The 19616-nt window shown below is 68.0% G+C and carries 19 protein-coding genes; 12 read left to right on the forward strand and 7 right to left on the reverse strand.

Annotation, left to right across the window (positions count from 1 at the left end; all coding sequences use genetic code 11):
- Window positions 1–44 precede the first annotated feature (44 nt).
- The 5 genes from ABH923_RS09575 to ABH923_RS09595 all read left to right on the forward strand — a co-directional run bounded on the left by ABH923_RS09575 (window position 45) and on the right by ABH923_RS09595 (window position 4099).
- Window positions 45–1421, forward strand: coding sequence for an MFS transporter (locus tag ABH923_RS09575; RefSeq protein WP_370055134.1), 1377 nt, complete (start codon window positions 45–47; stop codon window positions 1419–1421).
- A gap of 2 nt (window positions 1422–1423) precedes the next feature.
- The gene (locus tag ABH923_RS09580; RefSeq protein WP_370055135.1) at window positions 1424–2026 is read left to right on the forward strand and encodes a VOC family protein; all 603 of its coding nucleotides are present in this window, start codon (window positions 1424–1426) and stop codon (window positions 2024–2026) included.
- Window positions 2023–2289, forward strand: coding sequence for a hypothetical protein (locus ABH923_RS09585; RefSeq protein WP_370055136.1), 267 nt, complete (start codon window positions 2023–2025; stop codon window positions 2287–2289). Before ABH923_RS09580 ends, ABH923_RS09585 begins: the two co-directional genes overlap by 4 nt.
- A complete protein-coding gene (locus ABH923_RS09590; RefSeq protein WP_370055137.1) occupies window positions 2286–3521 on the forward strand; it encodes an FAD-dependent oxidoreductase in 1236 nt (411 codons plus the stop codon). Before ABH923_RS09585 ends, ABH923_RS09590 begins: the two co-directional genes overlap by 4 nt.
- A 425-nt stretch (window positions 3522–3946) precedes the next feature.
- On the forward strand, window positions 3947–4099 hold the full coding sequence (locus ABH923_RS09595; protein ID WP_370057413.1) for a hypothetical protein: 153 nt from the start codon (window positions 3947–3949) through the stop codon (window positions 4097–4099).
- Window positions 4100–4111: 12 nt separating this feature from the next.
- On the opposite strand, the gene ABH923_RS09600 is transcribed toward ABH923_RS09595, so the two are convergent.
- Window positions 4112–4807 carry a hypothetical protein gene (locus ABH923_RS09600; RefSeq protein WP_370055138.1) on the reverse strand — a complete coding sequence of 232 codons (696 nt, stop codon included), beginning with the start codon at window positions 4805–4807 and terminating at the stop codon, window positions 4112–4114.
- A gap of 66 nt (window positions 4808–4873) precedes the next feature.
- Window positions 4874–5806 carry a LysR family transcriptional regulator gene (locus ABH923_RS09605; RefSeq protein ID WP_370055140.1) on the reverse strand — a complete coding sequence of 311 codons (933 nt, stop codon included), beginning with the start codon at window positions 5804–5806 and terminating at the stop codon, window positions 4874–4876.
- Window positions 5807–5911: 105 nt separating this feature from the next.
- Between ABH923_RS09605 and ABH923_RS09610 the strand changes: the two genes are divergently transcribed.
- Both ABH923_RS09610 and ABH923_RS09615 read left to right on the forward strand, forming a co-directional pair.
- The gene (locus ABH923_RS09610; protein ID WP_370055141.1) at window positions 5912–7267 is read left to right on the forward strand and encodes an MFS transporter; all 1356 of its coding nucleotides are present in this window, start codon (window positions 5912–5914) and stop codon (window positions 7265–7267) included.
- Window positions 7268–7298: 31 nt separating this feature from the next.
- Window positions 7299–8045 (forward strand): 3-hydroxybutyrate dehydrogenase, encoded by a 747-nt coding sequence (locus ABH923_RS09615; RefSeq protein WP_370055142.1) that lies wholly within the window; start codon window positions 7299–7301, stop codon window positions 8043–8045.
- A gap of 36 nt (window positions 8046–8081) precedes the next feature.
- On the opposite strand, the gene ABH923_RS09620 is transcribed toward ABH923_RS09615, so the two are convergent.
- Window positions 8082–10061: an ATP-binding protein gene (locus ABH923_RS09620; protein WP_370055143.1), complete on the reverse strand. Its 1980-nt coding sequence runs from the start codon at window positions 10059–10061 to the stop codon at window positions 8082–8084.
- Window positions 10062–10169: 108 nt separating this feature from the next.
- Here ABH923_RS09620 and ABH923_RS09625 point away from each other — a divergent pair, with 108 nt between their 5' ends.
- Both ABH923_RS09625 and ABH923_RS09630 read left to right on the forward strand, forming a co-directional pair.
- Window positions 10170–10292, forward strand: a complete 123-nt coding sequence (locus ABH923_RS09625; protein ID WP_370055144.1) for a hypothetical protein — start codon at window positions 10170–10172, stop codon at window positions 10290–10292.
- Between the two features lies 1 nt (window position 10293).
- Window positions 10294–11547: a phosphatidylserine decarboxylase family protein gene (locus ABH923_RS09630; RefSeq protein WP_370055145.1), complete on the forward strand. Its 1254-nt coding sequence runs from the start codon at window positions 10294–10296 to the stop codon at window positions 11545–11547.
- A gap of 24 nt (window positions 11548–11571) precedes the next feature.
- Here ABH923_RS09630 and ABH923_RS09635 read toward each other — a convergent pair whose 3' ends face one another.
- Complete coding sequence (locus ABH923_RS09635; protein ID WP_370055146.1) at window positions 11572–12498, reverse strand: helix-turn-helix domain-containing protein; 927 nt, start codon at window positions 12496–12498, stop codon at window positions 11572–11574.
- Between the two features lie 155 nt (window positions 12499–12653).
- Here ABH923_RS09635 and ABH923_RS09640 point away from each other — a divergent pair, with 155 nt between their 5' ends.
- Window positions 12654–13766, forward strand: coding sequence for an N-acetyltransferase family protein (locus ABH923_RS09640; RefSeq protein WP_370055147.1), 1113 nt, complete (start codon window positions 12654–12656; stop codon window positions 13764–13766).
- 41 nt (window positions 13767–13807) lie between these two features.
- Here ABH923_RS09640 and ABH923_RS09645 read toward each other — a convergent pair whose 3' ends face one another.
- Window positions 13808–14476 (reverse strand): cation diffusion facilitator family transporter, encoded by a 669-nt coding sequence (locus ABH923_RS09645; RefSeq protein WP_370055148.1) that lies wholly within the window; start codon window positions 14474–14476, stop codon window positions 13808–13810.
- Window positions 14477–14578: 102 nt separating this feature from the next.
- On the opposite strand from ABH923_RS09645, the gene ABH923_RS09650 reads away from it, so the two are divergent.
- Complete coding sequence (locus ABH923_RS09650) at window positions 14579–14956, forward strand: VOC family protein (RefSeq protein WP_370055149.1); 378 nt, start codon at window positions 14579–14581, stop codon at window positions 14954–14956.
- Between the two features lie 280 nt (window positions 14957–15236).
- Here the strand turns inward: ABH923_RS09650 and ABH923_RS09655 are convergent, their stop codons facing one another.
- Both ABH923_RS09655 and ABH923_RS09660 read right to left on the reverse strand, forming a co-directional pair.
- Window positions 15237–16415: a tyrosine-type recombinase/integrase gene (locus ABH923_RS09655; RefSeq protein ID WP_370057332.1), complete on the reverse strand. Its 1179-nt coding sequence runs from the start codon at window positions 16413–16415 to the stop codon at window positions 15237–15239.
- 981 nt (window positions 16416–17396) lie between these two features.
- Window positions 17397–18746, reverse strand: coding sequence for a diguanylate cyclase (locus tag ABH923_RS09660; protein ID WP_370055150.1), 1350 nt, complete (start codon window positions 18744–18746; stop codon window positions 17397–17399).
- 512 nt (window positions 18747–19258) lie between these two features.
- Between ABH923_RS09660 and ABH923_RS09665 the strand changes: the two genes are divergently transcribed.
- Window positions 19259–19591 carry a hypothetical protein gene (locus ABH923_RS09665; protein WP_370055151.1) on the forward strand — a complete coding sequence of 111 codons (333 nt, stop codon included), beginning with the start codon at window positions 19259–19261 and terminating at the stop codon, window positions 19589–19591.
- Window positions 19592–19616: the final 25 nt, after the last annotated feature.

Consider the following 19616-nt stretch of genomic DNA (forward strand, 5'->3'; position numbering starts at 1 on the left):
CTCAATCAAGTCTCCCACCCAAAATTTCGCAATAGGACATATTTTTGGACATCATTTCTACTAATCAGCGAATCAGTCCTTCGGTTCTCATCGGTCTTTCGCTGGGTTACTTCATGGTGCTCCTCGACACAACTATCGTCGTGGTTGCCCTCCCCAACATTGAGTCCGACCTCGGCGGTGGTCTCAGCGCGCTTCAATGGGTGGTGAACGGATACACGCTGACATTCGCTGCGTTTCTACTGACAGGTGGCTGGTTATCCGATCGTTTCGGCGCACGCAAGGTGTTTCTTTGGGGCCTGGCCACATTCGGACTACTGTCCGCCGTAACGGCGGTCGCGCAGAGCATCGTCGCTCTCGTCGCCCTTCGTCTACTGCTCGGCGTCGCCGGAGCTCTTCTTCTACCGTCTTCGCTCGCCGTAATCACGCACCTGTACACGGATCCGGCGCTCCGGGCCCGCGCGCTGGGCAATTGGGCTGCGGTGACGGGATTCGCTCTGGTTTGCGGGCCAGTTCTCGGCGGAGTCCTCGTCCAAACTGTTGGCTGGCGGGGGATATTCGTCGTCAACCTTCCCTTGGCCGCAATCAGTCTGGGGATCACTTGGCGACGCACTACCGAAGTCTCCCTCAAACCTCGGCGACGTCTTGATCTGGCCGGTCAGGTGCTCGCAATCGTGGCACTGGGAGCGATCATCTTCGCGATGATCGAAGGCCCAGATCTCGGATGGAGCGCCCCGGAAACGATCATCGCCATCGCTTTGGCAGTCCTCGCCCTCTTGCTGTTCATACTCTTCGAGCGTCGGCGCGGCGACAACGCGATGCTGCCCCTCAGGATCTTCCGAAACCGCCAGCTCTCAGCATCGATGGGCGCGGGACTACTCGCGAACTTTGGCCTCTCCGGCTTGCTCTTCGTGCTCTCCCTCTTCTTTCAAGAGGGCCGCCACTACTCCGCCCTGGTCACCGGCTTGATGTTCCTACCGCTCACCCTCCCCACTGCGTTCAACCCGATCTATGCAGGGAAACTGGTCGCCCGAATCGGACCACGGGCCCCAGCAACGCTCGGAATGTGCCTGATGGCCGTCGGGGCACTCGCGCAGGCCCCCTTCACGGGATCCGCTACTGCAGACCAGATCGCAACAGCCGCGGGGCTACTGATCTTTGGCTTTGGGGTGTCGTTCACGCTTCCCTCGCTTGTCGCCGCGACAGCCCAAGCCGTGCCACTTGAACTGGCGGGAATCGGTGCTGGGGCGCTGAACTCGATGCGCCAAATCGGCGCCTCCCTGGGAGTCGCGCTGCTCGGACTGACGCTGACTGCCTCGACAACAGTCGAGCAGGGAACAATGCTCGCGCTGACAATTAGCGGCGGGATCTTCATCGCGGGTGCGTTCTTGGTACGGGCCAACCTCCAAACGAAGAAAGGATGAAAATGGACTCCTACACAACAGATCAAATTCTCACCCCGCTGAGGGGCGTTGACCACGTTGCTTATGTGACGTGGAATCCGGGCGAGACCCGCGACTTCTACGTCGAGGCAATGCACATGCCACTCGTACATGCCATTACCGCCAAAGGGTGGCTCGTTGACGACTACCCCGACTTCGCCCACTTCTTCTTCGACATGGGCAACGGGAACCACATCGCGTTTTTCTACTTCTTCGGCCTTCCACCGGAAGAAGCCCCCAGCGATCTGATGCAGCGATCGCGGCACATCGCCTTCCACGTCGACACCGAGGACGAACTCAACGACTGGCGCTCGAGCCTCAAATCGCATGGAGTCAGAGTGACACGACCCATCACCCACGAACTCATCGAATCGATCTACTTCCACGATCCGAACGGAATCCAACTCGAGATAACTCGGCCACTCCGAGCCTTCGATCAGAGGGACAGTCGGGACGCTGACCTGACCCTGCAAGCCTTGGCTGATGTGGCAGCCTCGCCGGCCCCGTCCATAGAAGAACTCTGGAGGCGAAAGTTCGCCCTCGTTTCAAGGAATGTCGAGCGGACCGAAGTTGGGAGCATTCGATGATTCAGTTCTGTGTTCTGAAAGCATCCGAGTTCCTCCCCATTGCTGCCGCAGCTCGATCGGTAGGCATGCAAGAGGCCGATTTCGGCGACTACCTCTTGCTCTCGTCACACGAGGACATCATCACGATTCACTCCAATCCGTCTGAGATCCCCGACGCAGTCTGGTTCGGCGCGCTGACTGGTGGATTCGGAGCAGAGCTGGTCAGCATTGACCAGTCTCAAATGACCTTGGCCGCATCCCGAGCTCGAAACACCGAACGGTGAGCGACACGAGCTCGGCTCGCCGACACTCCGTCCTCATCGTTGGCGCAGGACCAGCAGGACTCAGTGCCGCCCTAGCATTGAGGAAACACGGAATCGACGTGCTCGTCATAGAACGCCGCGGGCCTGATTCCCCCCGGCCAGGAAGCCGCGCCGCGTACCTCCACGGTCAAACCCTGCGCCACTTCGAGGCAATCTCGCCAGGCCTCGGTCGGCGGGTCGCGGATGCGGGCATCATGTGGCACACCAAACGGACGTTGTGGCGAGGGCGCGACATCTACTGCCAGACGTATCCCGCCCCAGACCCCGAAGATCTTCCCCCGTTCACCTCGTTGCCCCAGACACGGACCGAAGACATCATGCTCGAAGCCTGCATCGCGGCGGGTGTCGAATTCGAATGGGACTGCAACATCGTCAACATCACCAGCGATACCTCGGGAGTCCTCGCCACGGACTCTCGCGGTTATCGCTGGGAGGCGGACTACGTCTTAGGCGCCGACGGCGCCCGCTCCGCGGTCCGAAGCGCGATCGGGGTATCCCTAGAAGGCCCCCGAACCAACCACGAATTCGTCGTCGTCGACCTTGCTCACACCCCCGAAGCCGATACACCAACCGAAAGAGTCTTCCACTACCAAAATCCACGGCTCGGCGGTCGGAATACGCTCGCCGTCCCTTTCGCAGGCGGATGGCGCGTTGACCTCAGCCTCAATTCAGATGACGACGCGTCCACCTTCACGACCCCCGAGGGACTCAGCGACTGGATACCCAAGGTGATGTCACGCGAATACGTGGACCGAGTGACCTGGGTTTCGACCTACCGCTTCGCTCAGCAAACGGCGACCGCCCTCACAGACACCCATCGAAGGGTACTGCTCTGCGGGGAAGCTGCCCATCTCTTCGCTCCATTCGGAGCGCGCGGCATGAACTCCAGCGTTCCCGATTCGATCTCAGCCGTCAGCGCCGTAGAGCTTGCCTTGGAACACGGCCCACGAACGCCGCGTGCACACGCAGCGATCGAGCTGTTCGAACGCGAACGACTGGACGCCGCTCGATACAACCGCGCATGCGCCGATCTTGCGCTTCAACACATGACGGGGGCTTCCCGAGCGATCCGGGTCAAACAGAGAATCGCAGCGTCAGTCGCCATCTGGGGCCGGAAAACCGGAAAGTGGCTCGACTCGGCGCCGTACGGCCCACCTCTCGCTGCACGACGGGGCAAAGCAGCGGCATACTGAGCCCGCAAACCATTCGCCTTCATTCAGCGCGACGGTGCGGTCGCACTCGTGTGCGGCGCGTTCGGCGGCCTTCCGAACCCGCACATCGGCACAGTGCAGTACGACCGCCTGTCTGAGGCGCCGCCGGGATCGCCGCGGCTCGATCCCGAGGCGGCGTGAGCGGCGTACGCTCGCCTGCGTGAGCCTCCGCGCCCTGCCCGCCACCGCCGACCGCTGGGACGACGTCGTGCGCGTGCTCGGCGCGCGTTCGTCGGGACCGGGGGCGTGCTGGTGCCAGCGCTTCCTCGACGGCGACGGCGGCTGGTGGGTCGCCTGCGTCGTCGTGCGCCGCGCGGCACGCGGCCGGGGCGTCGGCGCCCTGTTGCTGGAGGCCGCGGTGGAGTGGGCGCGCGAGCACGGCGCGACGCACCTCGACGGTCCACCCGGTGGACGTCGAACGGCTCGCCGCAAGTCCCTCGGCCGCGGCGCTCTACACCGGCACCGTGCGGATGTTCTCGGCGAGCGGGTTCCGGGAGGTCGGGCGCACGTATCCGTCGCGGCCGATCATGCGGCGCGAGTTCAGGGCCGGCTCCCGCTAACGACCGGGATCGTCAGTACCCCGCGGGCCAGGCGAACGCCTTCGGCGCGGTGGCCGTCGTCCCCTTCTTCGCGACGACGAAGTCGATGTCCTCGTGCGAGGTGAGCGCGATCGTGCGCGGGTCGCCGGTGAACGGCTTGCCGTTCACGAAGACGGTGACGGTCTGGCCGTCGACGCCGTCCCGATACGTACCGACCTGACCCGGTCCGAGCTTCTGGCCCCACTCGTCGAACACCTCGGCCAGCGTGAACGTCCGGACCTCCGCCGACTCGACGTGGATGATCCCCGACGTGTCGTGCGTGTGGATCGGCGAGATCCGCTGCTGCGCCTCGTCGATGCCGATGAGGGCGGGAACGGCGACGGACGCGCCATCCACCGTGACGCTCAGGTGCTGATGAATGTGCAGCGCCGTCCCCTCGGCGGTCAGCATCTGCAGACCGGCGGAGCGCACAGCCCCCTCGACGTCGGCGGGTGCGGCCCAGGTTCCCGCGCTCGCGGAGGAGGAGGAGCTGCTCGCGGCGGACGTCGACGATGGCTGACCGTTCAGAACGACCGCGGTGACGATGCCGGCCACGGCGAGCACCGCGACCACGGCGCCGCCCCCGATCAGGAGCTGGCGGCGGCGGGCCCGGCGCTGCTCCTGCAGCCGCATCTCGGCCGCGCGCTTCTGGGCTTCGAGCCGGCGATCTCGCTTGGGGGTGTCGTTCACCCTCACAGTCAAGCAAGCCGCCGCTGTGCGCCCGCCTCGGACTCGGTGCGAAAGGTCCCGGAATCCTCAGGTAGCGCTCGCCTGCCGCCCTTCCGACCGGCCGGCCAGGATGTCCGCGGCGTCCCGCGCCCCGTCCCGGAGCGCGTGCGCGACGGCGGCGACCGCGGGATGCCGCAGCGAGTCCGGGTGCACGACCATCCAGTACGGCAGAGTGGCGTGGAACTCGCTCGGCAGCAGCCGGACCAGGTCGTCGTGGCGGTCCGCCATGAAGCACGGCAGCAGACCGATGCCGGCGCCCGCGCGAGTCGCCTCGACGTGCACGAACACGTTCGTGGAGGTCAGTGCGTCGCGCATCTGCGGGGCGAGGCGCCGCGGCAGGTCGAGGTCGTCCACCTGCAGGATCGAGTCGATGAAGTAGACGAGCGGGTGCGCGAAGACCTCGTCCGGCGTCGTCGGGGTGCCGTTCCGTTCGAGGTAGTCGAGGGAGGCGTACATCCCGAGCGCATAGGAGCCCAGCTCGACCGTGTGCGCGCGACGGGTCTCCGGCCGGCCGACGACGACCTCGATGTCCAGCCCGGAGCGGTGCTGCAGCGCCCTCCGGGTCATGGTGAGGATCTCCACCGAGAGGCCGGGATGCTCCCTCCGGAGCGCGGCGATGGCCGGGGCGGCGATGTACGCGCTGAAGCCGTCGGTCGCCGACATCCTCACGACCCCGTCGATGGGGTCCGCGTCCGCCTCCGGACCGGTGAGCGCCGCCACCGCCGACTCGATGCGGCCGGCGACGTCCACCGCGCGGCTGCCCAACGGCGTGAGCTCCCAGCCACCGGACGCCTGGGTCAGCAACCGTCCGCCCAGGGTCTCCTCGAGCGCGTCGATCCGCCGGGAGACCGTGGTGTGGTCGACGCCGAGCTGCTCGGCTGCGCGGGCGAACCGGCCGGCCCGCGCCACCGCGAGCAGAACCAGCAGGTCGTCCGACCTGGGCTTCTTCGACGCGTCCATGCGTGCAATTATGCACAGCGCCATCGCATCCTTGGGCATTGATACGCAGTTGTGCCCCGGGTTGACTGGCCCGCGGATGTCACCGTCGACATCGAAGGAGAGAGTATGGAAACCACCGCGAGTCCCCGCACCCTCAAGACGATCGTCGCCGCATCCATGGCAGGCACGGTCGTCGAATGGTATGAGTTCTTCCTCTACGCCACCGCCGCGAGCCTCGTCTTCGGCACGTTCTTCTTCCCCGCCACCGGCAGTCCGCTGGACGGGGTCATCGCCGCATTCGTCACGTACGCGGTCGGATTCATCGCCCGCCCGCTCGGCGGGATCGTCTTCGGGCAGATCGGCGACCGGCTCGGCCGCAAGCCCACGCTGCAGGCGACCATCATCATCGTCGGCGCCGCCACGTTCCTGATGGGCTGCCTGCCCGGCTTCGCGAGCGTCGGCTACTGGGCGCCCGCCCTGCTCGTCGCTCTGCGCTTCATCCAGGGCTTCGCGCTGGGCGGCGAGTGGGGCGGCGCCGTCCTGCTGGTGGCCGAGCAGAGCCCGGACCGCAGCCGCGGGTTCTGGTCGAGCTGGCCGCAGGCCGCCGTGCCGGTCGGCAACCTCCTCGCCACCCTCGTGCTCCTGGTGTCGTCGTGGGTGATGAGCCCGGAGGCGTTCCTGAGCTGGGGCTGGCGGATCGCGTTCTGGCTGTCCGCGGTGATCGTGCTCGTGGGCTTCTACATCCGCACGCGGGTCAACGAGGCGCCGATCTTCATCGAGGCGAAGGCGCAGGCGGAGAGCGACCAGCGCGGCGGCTACGGCGTGGGCCAGGTGCTCAAGCGCTACCCCGGAGGCGTGCTGAAGGCGATGGGCCTGCGCTTCGCGGAGAACATCTTCTACTACATCGTGGTCAGCTTCACGATCGTCTACCTGAAGGAAGTGCACAACTACGACACCGGTCAGCTCCTGCTGGCCCTGCTGGTCGCGCACGTCGTGCACTTCCTCGTCATCCCGCAGGTCGGCCGCCTCAGCGACCGCGTCGGACGCAAGCCCGTCTACCTGGTCGGCGCGGTGCTCGCCGCCACCTGGGCATTCTTCGCCTTCCCGCTGTTCGACACCCTCAACCCGCCGCTCATCGTCCTGGCGGTGACCATCGGCCTGGTGTTCCACGCGTTCATGTACGCCCCGCAGCCCGCCATCATGTCGGAGCTGTTCCCGACCAGGATGCGCTACTCGGGGGTCTCCCTCGGCTCGCAGGTGGTGTCGATCGTGGCCGGCTCGCTCGCGCCCATCCTCGCGACGGCCTGGCTGAAGGACTACCACAGCTGGATGCCGGTGGCCGTCTACATCGTGATCGCCTGCGTCGTGACTCTGGTCGCCGTGCTGACGCTGCGCGAGACGAAGGGCATCTCGCTGGAGGCCGTCGACCAGGCCGACGCTGCCCGCGACGTCCGGAGCGCAGCGCCGTCCGTCGCGCGCTGACCTCGATCCACCCCCACCGAAAGGCACCACCATGAGCCCGTTCCAGGGACGCCGCGCACTCGTCACCGGCGGCGCGAGCGGAATCGGCGCAGCCTGCGCCCGCGCGTTCGCCGCCGCCGGCGCGCACGTCACCGTGGCCGACATCGACGGCGACGCGGCCTCCCGCGTCGCCGCCGAGATCGGCGGCTCGAGCTGGAAGGTCGACCTCGCCGACACCGGCGCGCTCGCCGACCTCCGGCTCGACACCGACATCCTCGTCAACAACGCGGGCATCCAGCACGTGAGCCCGATCGAGGAGTTCGACCCGGAGCGGTTCTCGCTGATCCTCCGGCTCATGCTGGAGGCGCCGTTCCTGCTCATCCGCGCCGCGCTGCCCGGGATGTACGACCGCGGCTTCGGGCGCGTGATCAACCTGTCCAGCGTGCACGGCCTGCGCGCCTCGAAGTACAAGGCGGCGTACGTCTCGGCCAAGCACGGCCTGGAGGGGCTCTCGAAGGTGACTGCGCTGGAGGGCGGCGAGCACGGCGTGACGAGCAACTGCATCGACCCCGGTTACGTCCGCTCCCCGCTCGTGGAGAAGCAGATCGCGGACCAGGCCCGCCTCAACGGGATCGACGAAGACGAGGTGCTGTCACGGGTGCTGCTCGCTGAGTCGGCCGTGAAGCGGCTGGTCGAGCCGCACGAGGTCGCGAGCCTCGCGCTCTGGCTCGCGGGGCCGGACGCGGGGATGGTCTCCGGCGCGAGCTACACGATGGACGGCGGGTGGAGCGCCCGATGACCGGGATCGACACGACCGTCGGTTGACGCGCCCGCCTCACCGCGAGGGCATGCTCCTCGGCAGCTCGATCGTCGCACGAGTGCCGCCGGTGGCGGGCGAATCGAGCCGCACCGAGCCCCCGTTGCGCTCCACCAGCTCCGCGACGATCGCCAGGCCGAGGCCCGTCCCTGGGACCGCGTCGCGCTGCATCCCCGGCGCGCGATAGAACCGGTCGAAGGCGTGCGCGCGGATCTCCTCGCTCATGCCCGGTCCGGTGTCCGCCACGACCACGGTGATCGTCGCATCGCCGGTGGACGAAGTGACTGTCACGCGCCCGCCGTCCGGGGTGAACTTGACGGCGTTCGCGACCAGGTTGGTCAGGATGCGGCCCACGTCCGCCGGCTCCGCGCGGGCGACCCCGGCATGGCCCGCTGCCGAGAGGTCGATGTGCTTCTTCGCCGCGATGACGCTGGACGCGCTCACCACGTCGCGGATCTGCGCGTCCATGTCGGCCTCGGCGAGCGCGCCGGCGGGCCTCGCCACCGCCCCCAGGGTCAGGAGGTCTTCGACGAGGGAGGACAGCCGCACGGCGTTCCGGTCGATCACCTCCACCCAGGCCTTCTCCTGGTCTCCGAGCGCGTCCGACTCGGCGAGCAGCTCGCAGAACCCGACGATGCTGGTGATCGGGGTGCGGAGCTCGTGGCTCGTCGTCGCGACGAAGTCCTCGCGCTGTCGCTCCAGATCCAGTCGGGTGGTGCGCGCCGCCTCCTGCTCGCGTTCGGCGGCGAGCGTCGCCGCCTGCAATCGGAGCGTGTCGGTCACGTCGACGAGCTGCACGGCGAAGCGGTCGGGTTCGTCCGGGATGCCGTTCGCCGCCACCGTGAGCGTGCGCGACTCGTCAGCCACCGTGACGGCGGACCCGTCCGCGAGCGCCGACCTGGCGGCATCGGCGAGCTCCCCTTCCCAGCGCCGGCCGCTCCCGTGAGGAAGCAGAGCAGTGGCGGTGGGGTTGCGCCAGATCACGCGCAGTTCTCCTGCTCGGGACCGCTCCCCGATCAGCAGCCCCACGGAGGCCTCGACGAGGCTGCCGGAGAGGAGCCGGGAGGTGGCGAGAAGCTGCCGGGTGGTGGCCCGCAGCTCGTACTGGGCTGCCGCCAGGACGACCGCGAAGCCGGCGAAGGTGACCAGGAAGGTCTCCCCGAGCGCGGCCCGCTGCGTGAAGTCCAGCGTCGAGTGATTGAACGGACCGCCGCCGGCGATGGTGAGCGCGAGCATGGCCATCGACGCCAGGAGCGTCTCGGTCACCGCGACGCGGATGGGGAACCGGAACGCCGCCCACGAGAGCACCGGATAGGGGAGGAACGCGAGCGGCAGGCTCACCGCCGGGTGGAAGACGACGACGATCACCGCCGCCAGCGCGACGCCCTGGACCACCATCTCCACGACGGTCGCGCGAACCGGGATGGCCGGCGGGAGCAGTCCGAACGGAGCGATCATGAACACGGCCGCCGCGTGCGAAGCGGCGACGAACGCCGCCGTGGCGAAGAAGCTGCCGCCCTCGAAGACGACGACGGTCGCGGCCGCCAGCACCCCGATCGCGACCGCGCCGGCGAGCACGGCGCCGGTGAACCTCAGCGCGGAGTCGAGGTCGCGCAGGCGGAATCCCGGGCCTCCGACCCGGAGCAGGATCGCGACGACCACCAGCGCCTCGACGGTGTTCGCCAGGCCGAACGCGGACGAGACCAGGACCGGTCGCCCGGCCACAGCGTTCGCCAGAGCCGTGGCCACGAAGACCACGCCCAACGCCGCCGCCCGCTCCCTGCCGCCGCGCACGAGCAGCACCAGCAGCACGGAGAGGCCGGCAGCGGGCCACCAGATCGCGACCTGGCTGCCCGGCGGCGCCAGCCGGACGCCGAGCACCGACGCGCCGAAGATCAGGGCGACGCCCAGCAGCCACCCCCACCACGGGAAGGCGGCACGGGACCGCTCGGTGTCCTGTTCGTCGGCGAGCGCAACGTCGGCAGGGCTGAGGGTCACATCAGGGACCGTACCTGCGGGCGGCGTCCTCGGCGAGCAGGCTCGCCCTCATCGCGTCCTGAGCGTACGTTGCCGACGACACGACGAACGACAGGAGGGACGAGAACGATGACCGATCGCGACACACACCACCCCGACCCCGACGACCTTCCCGACGGCTCCGGCCCGCAGTCCGAAGAGTCCGACGACGGCGCTGACACCGCCTCGGGCGGTGGAGCGGACGACCGCTGACATGACCCGGGAATCCGAGGAACTCAAACGCCGCGGCGGCTGGCTCCCGCACGACCAGGACGAACTGGAGGCGTGGCTGGACGGCCGGATCGAGCGGCTCGGCGCGGACGATACGGCGCCGTACCGGCATCCCGTGATCCAGGAGTTCGCCGACCTCATCGACCGGGACGCGATCGTGCGCATGTACCTGACCCGGATGATCGAGGAGGTACCGACGACCCGCCAGTACAGCGCACGTCACATCGAGAGCGTCGGCCAGCTCCTCCGGCTGATCGACGACGTGCTGGACACGGCGCCCGAGTTCAGCGAGGGCGCGATGGTGACCACACCGCTCACGGGCATCCTCGACTGGACGATGGGCACCCCCTCCGGGATGGCCGCCTACCGCGACCCCCGGGTCAACGCGATCCTGAAGAAGGTCCTCGACGCCTGGGCCGAGTTCCTCAACGGGCCGGGCTCGCTCTCCGTGCTGAACGACTCGCCGCAGGGCTGGATGTCAGAGAAGGCCCGCGAGGTCGTGGGCATCGACCAGTTCGAGCACGACCCCGACGCCGAGCACTGGGGCTTCACCTCCTGGAACGACTTCTTCACCCGCCGGCTGAAGGAGGGCGCGCGGCCGGTCGACTCCCCCAATGACGACGCGGTGGTGGTCAGCGCCTGCGAGTCCACGCCGTACCGGATCAGCCGGGACGTCGCTCGGCACAGCGAGTTCTGGATCAAGAACCAGCCCTACTCGCTTCAGGACCTGCTCGCAGGCGACGAGTCGGTGGACGAGCTCGTCGGCGGGACGGTGTACCAGGGCTTCCTCAGCGCGCTGAACTACCACCGCTGGCACAGCCCGGTCGCAGGGACCATCGTCCGCGCCTTCGTGCAGCCGGGCACCTACTTCTCCGAGGCAGACTCGGAGGGCGCGGACGCGGTGGAGTCGACGCTCTCGCAGGGCTACCTCGCCCATGTGGCTGCGCGGGCGATCATCCTCATCCAGGCGGACAACCCCGCGATCGGGGTGCTGGCGGTAGTGCCGGTGGGCATGGTCGAGGTGTCCTCCTGCGTGATCGGCGACGACATCGTGCCGGGTCGTCACGTGGCGAAGGGCGACGAGCTGGGCTACTTCCAGTTCGGCGGGTCGACCGAGTGTGTGATCTTCCGGCCCGGGGCGATCCAGGAGTTCGCGCTCGGGGCCATCCCGCAGACCGGCGAGGCGGGCGCATCCGTGCTGAAGGTGCGCTCGAGGCTCGCAGTCGCGGCACATTAGCGGCGCCGCTCGGCAGGGATTCGGCTAAGGGGACCCCTCCGGCACGCCGAAGGCGGCCCGATACGAACGGCGGAACCGGTCCTCCGAGGCGAATCCCCAGCGAGCGGCCAGCGCCGCGTCGCTCAGTCCCGGCTCGGCCACCCGGTCGACCCGCGCTGCCGAGAGGCGGGCGCGGCGCAGGTAGCTGCCCGCGCCGGTTCCCGTGCGCGACCGGAACGCCGCATTGAGGGTGTTGAGGTCGGTCGCGGCCGCGGCGGCGACGTCGCCGAGGGTGATCGGCAGCGACAGGCAGTCGTCGATGAAGCGCGTCGCGCGGCGGTAGACGGCGGCCTCGGACCGCAGCGTCGCGGGCGCATGCCCACCGTCGCGTCGCAGCGGGAAGGTCCCCAGCGCGCCGACCGCGAGCTGGTGGAACAGGCTCGCCCGGACCAGCGGATGCTCGATCATCCCGGATCGCAGGTACTCCGAGGCCACCTGGAGGGTCTGCAGCATGATGAGGCTGCGCTGCGGGTCGATCGGCCGGGGCGAGTCGAAGACCGGGTCGATGCGGTCGTCGGCGTAGATCTGGCGGGCGACCTCCCTGAGCCGTTCGGGGGTGATGTAGACGTTGACGATCGTCAGGTCGTCGCCGTGACCGAACAGCTCGTGCCCGGGCCGCGACAGGAACGGGGTCGCATAGCCGGAGTCGCGGTCGCCGTCGATCTCCCACCGGTAGTCGCCGGAGAAGACGCCGGAGACGCCGTACTGGTCGAACTCGCCGGCGGACTGCCACTCCCCGTCGATGCGGTACACCCCGACGGCGACGCCCTCGTCACCGGCTTGCTTCACCCGGAAGGAGAAGTCCGACCCCGGATCGCGGGAGAACGCGAACCGGCCTCCCGCCTCGCGCAGCAGTGCGTCGGCCTCCGCCGGGTCGCCCGTGCTGCTCTGCACGCGCCTGAGAGCGTCCACACCGGGAACAGTACTCCCAGGAGGCCGCAGGCATCCACCGGTTCTTGTCATCCAGGCGCCCGGTATGGAATGCTCTACCTCGTGATCCTCTAGCAGAGCCCCTTCCTCCCCACGACCGTGGGTGAGTCGATCGACCCTGCAAACGAAGAGGTTTCATGTCTACGTCAGAGAACACCACCACCATGACCCCCGCCACCACCCTGGGGGGCTTCACCGTCGAGCCGCTCGTCGTCCCGGTCAGCGTCGACGCCGCGGATGCCGCGGACTTCGTCGCCTTCGTCGCGGTGCGCAGCGCCGTCGAGGCGGAGCTGCGCGGCCACGCCGGCGAGGTCATGACCGCGGCCGAACTGCTGCCGGACTGGAGGGACGAGTCCCGGCAGATGACCGGACTCGTCGCCAAGGTCGACGGCCGCGTCGTCGCCCGGGCCAACCTGGCGCTGCCGGCCGACGCCCCGGAATGCTGGGGGGCGGTCTCCGTCCTCCCCGAGTTCCGCGGGCGCGGCATCGGCTCCGCGCTGTTCGCCCGCCTGGAGGAGCTGGCCAGGGACGCCGGCCGCGCGACCATCCAGAACCAGACGACCTACCCGGCCGGCGTCGGGGGCGAGGCGGTCGCCGCACCGACGGGATTCGGGTCGGTGCCGGTCGACGTCCCGTCGACCCGGTTCCTGCTCCGCCAGGGCTTCACGCTCGAACAGGTCGGGCGCATCAGCGCTCTGCCGCTCCCCGTCGACGCGGACGTGCTCGCCACGCTCCTCGCCGAGGCGGCCTCCGCGGCCGCCGGCTACCGGACGGTCTCCTGGCAGGGCCGGACGCCGGAGGAGTGGGTGGAGTCCATCGCGTTCCTGCGAACCCGGATGAGCACCGACGCCCCCAACGCCGGCATCGAGCTGACTGACGTCTGGACGGCGGAGCGCGTCCGCGCCGTCGACGACCTCTGGGCCGAGAGCCCGCGGGTCGCGCTGACGTCGATCGTGGTCGACGAGGCGACCGGACAGGCCGTGGGGTTCACCGAGCTCGACGTGTCCAGCGAGTCCGACCGCCCGGCCGAGCAGATGGACACCCTGGTGCTGCGCGAGCACCGCGGGCACCGCCTCGGGATGCTGCTGAAGCTCGCCAACCTGCGCGAGCTGACCGCCCGGTTCCCCGGGTGCGCGCTCGTGGAGACGGTCAACGCTGAGGAGAACGTGCCGATGCTGGAGGTCAACGACGCGATCGGCTTCGCGGCGAGCGCCTTCTCGGCGCGCTGGCGGAAGCGCCTCGACAGGTGACCGGTGGCGCAGGCCGCTCTCGACGGGAGCGGCCTGCGCCGTCAGTCGTCGTCGAAGTCGACGGCCCCACCGCGCAGCGCGGCGACGGCCTTCACGATCAGTCGCACCGCGGCGACCGCGATGACCAGCGAGACGCCGAGCGCCAGGACCGGGTCGAGCCAGTAGGCGCCACCGGTGGCCAGGATGATGACCCCGGCGACCACGATGCTGGCGGCGACCGCGGCGTCGGCGAGCGCGTCCAGGAGCACCGACCGCATGTGGATGTCCTCGTCCCGGGCCGAGAAGCCGAGGACGAACGCGCCGGCCAGCATCACGATCATGGTCACCAGGCTGACGATCACCACAGGGAGTCCCTCGACCGGCGGCGAGCCCTCCCGCAGCCGGGCGACGGCCTCCACGACGACGGTCGCAGTGACCACGAGGAGCAGGGCCCCGTTGACGAGTGCGGCCACGGCGATGGGCCGGTTCGCGTGCGGATGCCCGGGATCCCTGTCCCGCAGAGCGATCGCGATAAGGCCGAGGGCCAGGGCGAGGCAGTCCGCGACCGTGTCCCCCGCCGCCGCGAGCACGCTCACGGATCCGGCGACCACTCCGACGACGACCAGCCCCACGATCAGGGCGGCATTCAGCCCGAGCACGATCGCGACCCGGCGCGCCTGACTCCACCTCGGCGTCCGGTCGGCCCCGGCGATATCCGGCTGCGAGTCCACGCCCCCGATCCTGTCACGTGACAGGACGTCGGCGCGGTGATGCTACGGGCGCAGAGGCCGAAGGGTCTGGCGCCGAGCCACGGCTGACCGGATACTGGGCGCGTGGAGATTCTGCAGGTCGCACAGCACGCCGAGGACCTCGACCGCGCCGCGGCGTTCTACGAGAACCTGCTGGGCGAGACGGCCGCCGCCCGCTTCGACCCGCCTGGCCTCCTCTTCTTCAACATCGGCATCGGCCGCCTCCTCCTCGACAAGGCCGCACCCTCGGCGCTGGTCTACATCCAGGTGGACGATGTGGCCGAGACGGTGGACCGATTGCGCGGCGACGGCGTGAGCGTGGTCACCGAGCCGCACGTGATCTTCACACACCACGACGACGCGATCGGCCCCGCGGGGAACGACGAGTGGATGGCGTTCATCGAGGACAGCGAAGGGAACACGGTGGGGCTGGTGAGCTACGAGCCCCGGCACGACCCCTGAGGTCGAAGGACGCCGGACGTGTCGTGCCGCAGCGGGTTTGGCCAATAACCATTGACCGGGTAGTGTGGGCGGCAGCTTTGGTTCCCAGTGTTTTACTGGGATTCCAGGCCACGCGAGTGTAGTTCAATGGTAGAACTTCAGCTTCTACTACTCTGGATATCAGAGAGTCACACTCAGCCTCGTAAGCCCCGTTGATCGGGGCTTTTCCCACTATTGGCGTACTCGTGTGATCTCACTGACACGCCGTGGATCACGCTCAAAGCGGTGAGTAAACGGTGAGCTACGAGAGTCCGGGTCCAGAGTCGCCACGCACGTTGAACCGTTCGAGGATCGCCGTCGAGTCGGGCACTTGCACCACCCGGGGGAGGTAGGACTGCTCCGTCGTCGCGTACGTCGAGTGGCCCAACTGGTGTTGCGCACGCTCGAGGCCAGCCGCGTCGCGGATCGCAGTCGCGACGGTGGATCTGAACTCCTTCGGCACCCGCCCTTCGAACCGCGTTCCTTTCAGCGCGATATGCCACTGCAGTCGGAAGTTGTCCGGGATGCGCGGCGTGAGCGTCGAGGACGGGAAGACGAGTTCCGAGAACGACTCGACCCGTCGGCGGAGCAGCATTTTCCCGACGAACGTGGGCAGGAAGAGCCGGCGTCCGCCTCCGGTCTTGGTCTTGTTCTGAACGGTCCAGCGGCCTTCGCGGTTCTTCGCCATTGTTCGGTGGATGTCGACGGTGAATGGCTGGATGGTGAAGTCGACGTCTTCCCACATCAGGGCGAACACCTCGCCTGGACGGCATCCGGTGCCGAGGAAGAAGTCCACGGGATCCGCTAGGTCGGTGCCGCGCCGGCGGCCGGATGCGTCCAGGCCTGCGTCCCACTGAGCGAGGATCTCGCGCAGCTCTGCGACGTCCTCGAGGGTGAAGGTGGCGACCTGGTGGTCCGGCTCGTCGACGGGCGCGACGGACTTCATCGGGTTGGTTTCGATGGCGTCATGTCGGGCGGCCATCGCGAACATCCCGGTGAGGAGGACCACTGCGATGCTGGCATTCGAGTAGCCGTTGAGTCGGGTCGTCTGCTTGATGAACCGGTCGAGCTTGGATACCGAGGCCTCGCGGATCATCCAGCCGCCGAGGTTCGGGATGATGTACTTGTCTAGGACGGTCTCGTAGCGACGCAACGTGCCGTTCGAGCGGGATGCCTGGCTGAACTCGTCCCACCAGACGATCGCAAGATCGGCCAGGCGGGTCTCCGGGTTGAGCTCACCGTCACCCAGCGGTTTGATGCGATCGCGCATAGCTTCGCGGAGGAGTGATTCGGCCTTCTGCTTCGTGCGGCCAATTCGTTCGATCTGTCGCGTGCGGCCGTCGACATCGCGGTAGCGGGCGCGCGCGGCCCAGCGGCCTTGCGCCAGCATGCGGGTGGTGACGGTGCCCCACGTTTCGGAGACGAGCGGAGGACGGGACATGATCACACACCCCCGTTCTCGACTCGCGAGCCGGCTGACCCGGCTCCGCAAATGCAGGTCACGGGTGTCAGCGCGGGAAACGGCGATCGGTGGAGGTCGTCGGACTCCGGCTCGGGACTGCGCGTGGCCCCAATAGTACGCGCGGCGTCCTTCGGCAGGCGAGCGCCGTCAAGTCGCACGAATGGCACGCCCGCCGCCTCTGCAGTGAGTGCTGCCAGCCGTCCGATCGGCGTGAACGGGTCAGCAGAAATCGCCCACCCATCCGCGACGTACCGGCTGACGGTCTCGACGCACTCACTCTTTTCCTCAGTGCTGGGGCTGAGGGAGCCGACCACTCCGATCAACCCACCCTGCAGTTCCGGACCCATATTTCTGGTGTCGATAACGAATACCCGCATCACAATCACTCCCCTGACTCTCGTTCTTGTTTGCCTTCCGGCGGAGAGATCGAGAGCGAGCGGGAGGGGCGCAGTGCCGGGACCGTGGAATACCGGAACGGAGCGCAGCGGAGCGAGGATATGCCGCGAAAGCCCGGCACGGAGAACCGGGAGCGAGCTACGATCGACCGGCGGAAAGACAAACAAGGCAGCAGGTACAGCGCCGCCGCAGGCGGCTCCTCAGCCCGTCACTAGCGCCGTGGCGCACAAGGGGAACATCCAGTCGATCTCCGACGCCCGCGAGCGGCTTATGTCGTATGAGATCGGCTGTCACGCCAGGACGCGATCGCAGACAGGTCTAGGAACTGCATCAACATGCCCTCAGTGAGCGACGGTTCGGCGGCCGGTCGACCCGAACGACGCGGCCGCCGAACCGCAAGCCACGCAGACGACGAATCGGGGGGAATGCCGCCAGCGCGACGCTCAGAATACTCACGAGCTGGCCAAGAATCGACTAAGGAATCGATCCGAACGAGTGCCTGATGCGCGTGGACGCAACGAGCACATATCCGAAGTCTCGGCGGGCTCGCGGCCCGTGGTCGCGCTATTCGCCGTAGACGACGGCCTGATCGCCGCCACCGCGTTTCGCCGCGTACATCGCCTGGTCCGCGAGCCGGATAAGGTGGTCGATCGACTGGCCAGTGACCTCGTTCGTGATCGCGATCCCCACGCTGGCCGTGATGCTCAGCTCCGGGGGGATGCCGGCGAAGTCCTCCGCGATTGCCGCTCTGGCCCGGTCGGCGAGTTCGAGCGCGTCGGTGGTGTCGGCGACGTGCAGCGCGGCGATGAATTCGTCGCCGCCGTAGCGGGCGATCATGTCCTCCTGGCGGAAGGTCTGGCTGAGGCGCTCCGCGACCGCCTTGAGCACGGTGTCGCCTGCGGCGTGGCCCAGGGTGTCGTTGATTGCCTTGAAACCGTCGAGGTCGATGAAGAGCACCGCGACCTTGTCTGTATGGGCGCGCTCGGTCTGCTGCAGGTTCTCGTCGAACAGCCGTCGATTCGGGAGGCCGGTGACCTCGTCAAGCATCGCCGCTTTGCGCAGTCGCGCCTCGAGCCGGAGCCGCACGAGGACCTGCCCGGCGAGCTGGGCGAGCGCCTCGGCGAGCGGCACCGCCTGGTCGTCGAAGGCGCGGGGTTGATCGAAGTAGCAGGCGAACGCGCCGAATGGGATGCCATCCTCGATGATCGGCGCACCGATGACCGCGTGCACTCCCGCCCGGTCGAAAATCGTGCTCAAGCTGATCTCCGGGAGGAAGGCATCGGCCTCAGCAGGCGTTTGGATGGTGATGACATGCCCGAATTCCACCGCAGCGCCCGCCCGCGGCGGCGCATCCTCCGGCCATACTGACTCCAGCATGTTGTTTCCCGCCACGAGAGAGTAGCTTCCCGGCTCGCCGGTGTGCACGCTACAAGCGGTCGCGTTGAACGCCCGCCGCGCGGTCTCCGACAGCAGCTCGCCGAGTTCCTCCTCCGTCTGCGTCTTGGCGAACGCGACGGAGGCGGAAAGCAGCAGCTGCAGCCGGTCGCTCTCCCGGCGTCCGAGCGCCAGGGTGCGCTCGCCCACCGCCGCCAGCTCCGGGTCGAAAGCGACGATCGTCTGCCCGCCGGAGATCCGCACCGCGCGGATCACCACAGAGCTCCGGGTCTCCTGGTAGCCGTGGGCGGTGGAGGCGAGTCGGATGCCGCCGGGATTCCCGGTCGCCAGTGCCGCCGACAGCTCGTCAGGGTCGACACCAAGCACCGTGGCGAGCGGCTCTCCGACCAGCGCTCCCGAGCGTCGGCTGGCCCAGACCTCGAGTGCCATGTTCGCGTCGACGATGACGTAAGAGCGATCTACCAGTGCCCGAGGAAAGGGTTGCGTGCGCGCGACTTCGTCGAGCACATCGCCGATCAAGTGCGCGACCCGTCGAAGTACATGTGATGAGAGTGACGGCTGCCGACGCAATCGTCAAGATTCTCACCCGACTCGACTGAGCGGATTCCCGCTGGCGGCGACCTACCGGCTGACCCCCGCGCCTTGGTGTCGTGTGCAGCGGAGGAGAAACGGCCGCGACTAACGAGCCGTAGCTCATTCTGGCGACGGCGTGCGCCCTGGTGACGATCGAGAGACTTCCCGGCCCGGACGACGATGCGGCACCAGACATCGGCGCCACCGAGGATTATGCGCTCATCGACTTCGACGAGGGGCTCTGAACGCGAGCCGCGGGAGTCAGCCTTCGATAGGTTCGAGCGCAGGAGCTACCGGCTGCACATCGAGTCGTCGGTCCTCGCGCGCACATTGCCTTGGACTTCCTTCAGAAGCCTGTGTAGATTCCGTGACGTTTCTCAGTGTTTTCTGCGTACATTCCACGTTGACGATAGCGGGCGCATCCGCGACTCCGTGGTCAGGCAGAATCGGGTGCGGCGATGGTGAAGTCCTTGTGGGCGATGGTGCAGGGCGATCCGGTGTTCATGCGCCGGGTTAACGGCTGGCTGGCCGTGTTCTGGGTGATCATGATCCCCATCTCTCTCGTCACCCACTGGGTGGACAGCGTGGTGTACGTCTCCGCGCTCTCGCTGTGGGCGCTCGTGTCGGGGCACTGGTCGGCCTGGCAGGCAGCACGCGTCGAAGTGAAGCAGCAGGCGGAGGCCGAGAGTCTTCAGCGGCAGGATGTGCCGGCCGACGTGGTCGACAGGATCGTCGAGGAGACGACGCTCCTGCGCGAGGACACCGGCGAGACGCCCACGGCCTCGGTCTAGTCAGGGACTACGAGAAGACGAGTCG

The sequence above is a fragment of the Leifsonia sp. EB41 genome, assembly GCF_041262565.1.
GTDB lineage: Bacteria > Actinomycetota > Actinomycetes > Actinomycetales > Microbacteriaceae > Leifsonia.